This is a genomic window from Cyanobacterium sp. (genome assembly GCF_054166785.1).
In genome coordinates, this window is the sequence record NZ_JBSZCP010000022.1 from 25,418 (window position 1) to 33,708 (window position 8,291).

The window sequence follows — 8,291 nt, forward strand, 5'->3', positions numbered from 1 at the left end:
AAAAATGAGGCTGACGGTAAATCAACCCCACTTAATTCAAAATCTTTGTGTCTTTGTAAGACGAAAATTTGATGAGCTTATTTATTGATAGCAATATCACCCACTAGCTGATTCGGTGAAATGGCACTTTCTAAGACAGCACTACTGGTAACGGAATTATTCGCAATGGTTACCACGGGGTTAGAAAGAATACCAATTAAAGAAGTGGCTACCACCAGTAACACAAGGGATACTTGCATCGCACGCATACCGGGTAAATTCCAGCGCACGGGGGGGTATCTTTTCACGACTTCAGACATTTCTTGGGGTTCTTTTACTACCATCATTTTCACCACTCGGATGTAGTAGTAGATAGAAATTACACTGGTGACGAGGGCGGTTAAAACTAGACCATATAGCCCACTTTGCCATCCTGCCCAGAAAATGTAAATTTTACCAAAAAATCCTGCCAAGGGAGGAATCCCGCCAAGGGAGAGTAAGCAGAGGCTTAAACCGAGGGTGAGAAGGGGATCTTTTTGATATAATCCTGCATAGTCGCTAATTTTATCAGTACCTGTTCTGAGGGCGAAAAGAATCACGCAGGTAAAGGCACCAAGGTTCATGAATAGGTAGATGAATAGGTAGAATATCATGCTGGAATACCCTGCCTGAGAGTCGGCTACTAAACCAATCATCACAAACCCTGCTTGACCGATGGAGGAGTATGCTAACATCCTTTTCATGCTAGTTTGGGCAAGGGCTACGACGTTTCCTAGTACCATACTGAGGATGGCTAGGGCGGTAAAAATGAATTGCCATTGTTCTCCCATGGGATTAAAGGCGGTGGCGAGTAAACGAATGGCTAGGGCAAATCCTGCGGCTTTTGAACCTACGGAAAGGAAAGCAACCACGGGGGTAGGAGAACCTTCGTAAACGTCTGGAGTCCATTGGTGGAATGGTACAGCGGAAATTTTGAAGGCGATACCTGCGATGACAAAAACGAGGGCAATGGCTAAACCTAAAGATTCTAATCCAATGCCGACTTGAATGGTAGAGGCGATCGCATTTATATCGGTTAAACCGCCTGATAATCCGTACAATAAGGATAAGCCATAGAGAAAAATAGCGGAACTAGCCGCCCCAATCAAAAGATATTTCAAAGCCGCTTCGTTGGAACGGGGATCTCTTTTCATGTATCCTGTCATCAGGTATGAGGAAATACTGAGCATCTCCAAGGACACAAAAATCATTACCAATTCCGACGCACCACAGAGAAACATCCCCCCAAGGGTGGCGGTGAGTAAAATACAAATAAACTCCGATAGGGCTGTACCTGTATTTTCAATATAAGTAATGCTCATGGTGATGGTAACGGCCGCTGAAAGTGCCACAATGATGCGGAATACAATACTGAGGTTGTCACCCACAAAAGAGCCTAAAAATGATTGAGGATTGGGATTATCCCAGCCCAAAACTAGGGCTGTCACCGACGCTAATAAACCTCCGATGGCAACGTAGGGCAACCATGAGGCGGATTTACGTCCAAAGATTAAATCTCCTATTAATACTAATAATAATGTAATGATAACAATTCCTTCTGGTAGAATTGCGATCGCATTTAATTGACTAGCGATTTGACTAGAAAAATCCATAATTAGTTGATTTTAAAACTATCAATAGTCAATCTTACCTGAAAACTTCCTACACTGGAACATGAATAAAACTTGATTTCAAAGTCTCTGAGTTACGGTAAGCAACAGAAAATAAGTAATGGTCAACAGTTTTTTTGCTTAAACCTATCATTTGCCGTGTAGTTTTCTTTTGAAATTTACAGAGTGCCTTAAACAATCAATAACCAAAAAGCAATTCCCAGACTAACACTAGATAAGTGTTGAGGTAAAAGAAGTTTGAAGGATTGACGGGCTATTTTTTGACTCAAAATAATGGTTAGTAAAACTCCGAAAATGATAGTTACTCCCTGTAAAAAAGCAATCACCGCAGGATGGGCAACCCAAACGGGTAAACCACTGCCATCCAAGCCAAAGGTAGTGGCAATAAGAGGTAACACCTGCCCTGCTTCCCCTAAACCCATTTGCAAATAGTAAGCCAAACTGACGGTTAACACTAAGGGTAGATAGCCGTAGGCAAGTTCGATAAAACTACGGGATTGGATTTGATTTAGTTTACAAACTAGACGAATGACACCATGGGCTATTAAAGGAACAATAACAGGAATAGTGATAAGGGCGATCGCACTTAATCCATGAATCCAAAAATTATCCAAATCTAAACCTAAATTAAAATAATCATTAATTTGGGGAGTCAGATGTAAAAACACCGCATTAAGGAGTAAAAATAGTAACGCCACCTCATAACTACGGGGCTGGTGAGTCGTCCACAACTCCACCGCAGGAGGGCGCAGATTAAAAGTAACTGAACGATGGGGACAAGCCTTTAAACAAGTCATACACAATACACAGTCTCGGTTATCCTGCATTTGGGCAGGGTGGGAATATAAAGGGCATCCATTGGTTTCCTGCCCCTCTCCCTTTTCCGCCCCACCCTTATAACATTGATAAGTATTACATTCCGCCGAACAAGTACCCTGTTGCGCTCGTAACTCCGTCATCGCCAACTTAGCAAACATCCCATTCATTCCCCCGATGGGGCAAAGATAACGACACCAAAAACGTCTTTCAAATATAGCTGAACAAATCATCGCCCCCGCCGTGATTAATAACAATAAACAGGAAGAAAGGTAAGCTGTGTTTGGTAAATCCCACAGTTCTTCCCATAATAAAATGAGAGCAAATCCTGAAAACAAAAACCAACCGCCCCATTTTTCCGCAGTTTTTCTTGGCCACTTTTTCAGTTGATAATTGGGAAATAATATTTGGGTCAATTTTTGGGTTACTTCTCCATAAATCATAAATGGGCATATAGAACACCACAAACGACCTACAAAGGGAAAAGCTAGTAAAATCAGAGGCCACCACCAAGCCCAGAATAAATTGAGGGCAAAGTTTTGATCCCTAGTTTGGGGCCCCATAAATAAAATGATCACCACGAGGGCAAAGACTGTTAAAGTGAAGCCGTAGTTAATGCGATCAGGCCACCACGGACTACGCAGGAAGTTACGAAAACGAGGATAGGCGGTTAAAAGGTTGAAGCGAAATTGTCGTTTTTTGCTTTGAGATGGCCAAATAATTTCTTCCGTTAGTTCATTTGTACCTGATATTTGCACGATCGCCCTTTCAATTAGGTTTTGTAATTCTCGTAAATTGTTAGGGAAATCGTAACTTTGTAAGCGTTGTAAGGCTTCGGGGCTAATTTGAGGTTTATTAATTTTTTTGTTGCGGGAAACTAAACTGATATAGTAATTAACTTGATCCTCGATGTCACTTTTTCTTACCCTTAAAGGAGGTACTTTTATATTATGGGTAATCAGTTTTTTAATGTCAGGAATAACCTTTTCAGCAATGATAATTAAACGGGCAGAACACTCTTTTTCCCTATTAGTTATATTCTCCCCTCGATTAATAGCAGTATAGGTTTTAGTTTCTAACAATTTGACAATGGAAGGTAATAATTCCGAGGATAAATCTTGAATGTTATTAAAAATTAAAGTGCCTTTACCTACGGCTTCAATTAACCCTGGTTTACCCCCCGCCCTACCAAAAATTTCTGCTCCACTGGCCTGAAGTTTAGCACAATCTACCTTAATAACAGGCTCACGGCGATCGCCCGAACCGTAATGAATTAGGGCGGCTAGGTTATCTTTTTCTAATCCTTGCTCTCCAAAAATTAAGACAGATTCATGATCTTTAGAAGCATTTTTTACATCTTGCCGTAACCTCACCCCATAGCGACTTTTACCGATAATTCCCCGTTTGGCTTTGTTTACCAGATAAGGGCGTAATATTTCCCTCCTTTCCTGTTCAAAATCTAATTGGGAAGAAAGGTTGGCAATTTCTTGGGCTAGTTGTTGGGAAAAGGCTTGACTTATGGCAGGATATTGTTTGATCAACTGGGTAAATTTTTCCGCAGGAATTGCCCATAATTTCGCTTCAGTGAGGATGGTAATGGTATTTTGGGCAGATTGTTCCAAAATTAGCTCCCGTAGATTTATCAAGCTCCCAGGCAGTAAACAGGAGGTTTGTTTTGTGCCTTTGATTTCTACTTGCCCTGCTTCTAAAATATAGACATTTTTAATAGGTTGACTGGCTTCGATGATAGTTTCATCCTTTTCCCAAGAGGTTAAACTTAGGTTAGGGGCGATCGCCTCTAGTACCTCATCAGGTAAAATACCCATAGCGGTGCGCTCTTTTAACCATGTCACCAAGTCAGCCGTTTCCATACCGTTACTCACAATCTATTAAACTATGTCTATTCTAAGATTAATTACTTATTTCTTAGGATAACCATACCTTAACATCAGAGGAAGACATAACCCCGTAACCTTCAAATAATCTTGTCGAGATAAATTAGTTTTCCACTGTTCATCCAACTTTAACTTAACTACCCCCGTTTTCATGCGGTTAGGATTCCCAAAAACACTATGGGTAATACCCAAATCAACCTCATCATCAGCCACAAAAGGTAAATCTGCATCAGAAAAACCCACAAAATCAACTATATTTTGAACCATTGCTCGAGGATTTTTTATAAAATCTTCATAATAAATTCTTAAATAATGATTTTTTTGTTCCATGGCTAATGACTCTATAGCAATATTTCTCAAGTTCCAACCCAAAGCAGTATCACTAACTCTATAATTTCCTAAATACCTTGATGGCTTTAACCAAGAATAAGCACAACCACGGGGATCACGAATTAGGTGTAGTATATATAATTCAAAATTATCAATTCTATTTAAAATAGAAGCATACCCAGGGTGCAAAGAATCATCTACTATTAGTTTTGCATCCGTTGATGCTCTAATACCAGCATATAAATTTTTTAAAGCAGAAATATATTCTTGTGAGCCAAGTTTTCTATTAATGAGTTTAGGAAATACAGCAGATAATATAATATCTTTTGTTTTTGGTTCTACACTATTTCTTAAATTACTTATTAATTTGCTATCGACCATGTCAATATTTTGCATTTCTGCTGCGAAAATATTTGTCCATGTTTGACATTCTTTTAAGGGTTTTCCACAACCACACGTACTATTTTTACCTAATCCATCTTTCCAAATAGTTCTCAATTCTCCACCATGAAAGAAAGAGTTAATTTGTCCTAAAATTCTAGCCATTATAGTGCTACCACTACGACCCCATCCAGCTATATATAAAATTTTTATTTTGTTCATTTTATTAAATTAAAATGTAATTATTGAAGCCTATAATTTATACTTGCTATTGAAAATACTTTATCTAATTTTTAATGTAGGTAGTATAAATACTATTATTGATTACAAATATAAATTTAAAAATAAACTACTCATCTAAGCTATTATCAGTAGTAATTTATAATCTTTTATGAAATTATATGCTAGTTTTTATAGTTCCACTGAAAAGTGAAAAAGTATGTAAATCTTGGGATAGAGTTAGTCAATTGTTGGAAAGAACTTTAAAATCTATCTGTAATCAAACATCTTCTCACTTTAAAGTGCTTGTAGTCTGTCATGAAAAACCAATAATTACATTTTCTCATCCTGATGTGGAATATATACCGATGACTTATGATATTCCTGAACACCCCAATAGAATTGTAAAGGGACTAACAGATAAAGGACGAAAAGTTTTAAGAGGAATAGTAGAAGCGAAAAAATTTAACCCGACTCATGTGATGTTTGTGGATGCGGATGATTGTGTAAGCTCAAAATTAGCTTCGTTTGTAGAGAAACATCCTTCTTGTAATGGCTGGTATTTTTCTAATGGTTACAAATATTTAGAAGGGGAACCTTACATATATATCAAAAGAGGTAAATTCTATACCCTTTCAGGAACTGCAAACATTCTTAAATATGACATCTTAGATATTCCTGATAACCCTGAATATAATCGGGGATATGGGTATTACAAATTTTATCTTGATCATCAAAAAATTCCTGATAAAATGAAGACCAAAAATTTACCCTTAAAGGCATTACCGTTTATTGGAGCAATTTATACTCTGGGGGCAGGAGAGAATATGTCGGGTAATGAGGATATATTAAAGTTTAATTGGCTAAATAGACGTAAACTCACAGATAAGGTGAGAAGTGATTTTACATTATTTCCTTTAAATTGATCATTATTCGATAATGAAAAGTCAAAGTTTTGGCTATATTGGTATATGGATGAACACAATCTTCTCGGTAATTTTTTTTGATCACAAATAGTAATTGTTTAGGATTATATGTCAAAAGTACAAACGATCGCCCTTAACACCAAAGAAAAAGCAGAAAAGTTAAATATCAAAAAATACGACATTTATGGCTCAACGGTAGAGCAAACCAGTGTTCAAGTATTTCAAGGGGAGCCAAAACAGGTAAAAGCCTCCCAGAAATCTAGTGTCATTGTGCGAGTTTGGAATGATGATAACCAAATTGGGGTGACATCCACCACCGACGTGGATGATAAAGGCATTGAAGCAGCATTGAAAACTGCCTATGAAGCTAGTTTTTTTGGTGTGAAAGAAAATATTCCTGATTTTAGTGACAAAGCAAAATCCCCCTTACCCGAAGTCCAAGTAGAATTAGGAGAGCAAACCCCCCCTGCTGAGTTAATCGAAAAACTTTTAACCGTAGAAGATAACTTATTAAAAGCCCACAGTGCGATCGCCTCGGTACCTTATAATGGAATATCAGAACAAGAAATAGAGAGATTCTACCTCAACAGCGAAGGAGCATTAAGAGAAGAAAACCGCACCTACGCCACCATTTATCTATACGCCACCACCGAACAAGAAGGCAGAAAACCCCGTAGCGGAGGAGCATTCAAAATCGCCCCCAGCCTACCCAAACTAGACATAGATAGCTGTTTTCAAGAAACCGTCACCAAAACCATTAGCCACCTAGACTATCAACCCATCAAATCAGGAAAATATAGAGTCGTCTTTTCCCCCGAAGCCTTCCTAAGCCTATTGGGTGCATTTAGTAACCTCTATAACGCCCAAAGCATCCTCGATAAACAAAGTCTTTCCACCCCCGAATCCCTCGGTGAAAAAATAGCATCCCCTCTCCTATCCGTATCCGACAATGCCCTGCACCCCGCCAACATCAGCGGAGAAACCTTTGACGGAGAAGGTACCCCCACCCAAAACCTTCCCCTCATCGTCGAAGGAGTATTAACGAATTTCCTCCACAGTAGCGTTACTGCCAAAAGAATGAAAGCCCAACCCACAGGCAACGCCAATATTGGAGCAAAAGTGAGTATCAGCCCTAACTTTTTCCATGTTTTTCGAGGACAACCACCAGAGCAACAATATAGTTTAAAAGAGGCAGAAAACGTTATCCTCATTGACGATGTCCAAGCCCTCCATGCAGGGGTCAACTCATTACAAGGCTCATTTTCCCTTCCTTTTGACGGTTGGTTAGTGAACAAAGGAGAAAAAACCAGCATTGAAGCGGCCACCGTAGCAGGAGATTTTCTCGATTTATTAAAATCTATCATTTTTGTCGAAGAAGAAGCTGAAATCACCCCCAGTGGTGTATGTCCTCATATTTGGGTTGATAGTTTATCCATCACAGGACAATAAACCCTCAATTTTAATCTTTTAGCCAAAAAAAGCTCTCATTTTCTCAGATTGGGGGCTTTTTCTTTTGCAATTCATATTCCCCCACAACCTCGCAATCCCCCTAAGGATAAACCATCAGTGCAATATTCTTCCATCCCCGAAAAATCTCAAAACACTCTCCCTGAAAAAGACTCCATGGCAGGTATTCATTAGCATAGAAGGCTACCGAAAAAAGATTTCTTAAAATCCTTGACAAAACTTTACTTGGTGTATTATTATAGACACAGAGTGATACATTCACTCAATTATCGTACCTCGAAAACATCATAAAGAAATCATAAAAGATGACTACCACTTTACAACAACAACAGTCTTCCGCATGGGAGCAGTTTTGTCAGTGGATCACCTCTACCAATAACCGCCTCTATGTAGGTTGGTTCGGTGTATTAATGATCCCTTGTCTATTAACTGCAACCACTTGTTTCCTAATCGCTTTCGTAGCTGCACCCCCCGTGGACATCGACGGAATCCGTGAGCCTGTAGCAGGTTCTTTATTATACGGAAACAACATCATCTCTGGAGCAGTAGTACCTAGCTCTAACGCTATCGGTCTTCACTTCTACCCTATTTGGGAAGCAGCATCCTTA

Annotated in this window: 5 protein-coding genes and 1 pseudogene; 3 read left to right on the plus strand and 3 right to left on the minus strand. The window is 39.0% G+C overall.

Annotated elements, in window-relative coordinates:
• Window positions 1–77: 77 nt before the first annotated feature.
• The 3 genes from ACXITR_RS03800 to ACXITR_RS03810 all read right to left on the minus strand — a co-directional run bounded on the left by ACXITR_RS03800 (window position 78) and on the right by ACXITR_RS03810 (window position 5,293).
• The gene (locus ACXITR_RS03800; RefSeq protein WP_457995900.1) at window positions 78–1,631 is read right to left on the minus strand and encodes an NAD(P)H-quinone oxidoreductase subunit N; all 1,554 of its coding nucleotides are present in this window, start codon (window positions 1,629–1,631) and stop codon (window positions 78–80) included.
• Window positions 1,632–1,819: 188 nt separating this feature from the next.
• On the minus strand, window positions 1,820–4,336 hold the full coding sequence (locus ACXITR_RS03805; protein ID WP_457995901.1) for an AAA-type ATPase lid domain-containing protein: 2,517 nt from the start codon (window positions 4,334–4,336) through the stop codon (window positions 1,820–1,822).
• Between the two features lie 48 nt (window positions 4,337–4,384).
• Window positions 4,385–5,293 (minus strand): sulfotransferase, encoded by a 909-nt coding sequence (locus tag ACXITR_RS03810; protein ID WP_457995902.1) that lies wholly within the window; start codon window positions 5,291–5,293, stop codon window positions 4,385–4,387.
• Window positions 5,294–5,472: 179 nt separating this feature from the next.
• Here ACXITR_RS03810 and ACXITR_RS03815 point away from each other — a divergent pair, with 179 nt between their 5' ends.
• From ACXITR_RS03815 to ACXITR_RS03825, 3 genes and pseudogenes are all read left to right on the plus strand, one after another.
• Window positions 5,473–6,216, plus strand: a complete 744-nt coding sequence (locus tag ACXITR_RS03815; RefSeq protein ID WP_457995903.1) for a glycosyltransferase family A protein — start codon at window positions 5,473–5,475, stop codon at window positions 6,214–6,216.
• A gap of 108 nt (window positions 6,217–6,324) precedes the next feature.
• On the plus strand, window positions 6,325–7,665 hold the full coding sequence (locus ACXITR_RS03820; protein ID WP_457995904.1) for a TldD/PmbA family protein: 1,341 nt from the start codon (window positions 6,325–6,327) through the stop codon (window positions 7,663–7,665).
• A gap of 323 nt (window positions 7,666–7,988) precedes the next feature.
• Window positions 7,989–8,291 (plus strand): annotated as a pseudogene (locus tag ACXITR_RS03825) (photosystem II q(b) protein); the annotation flags it as partial.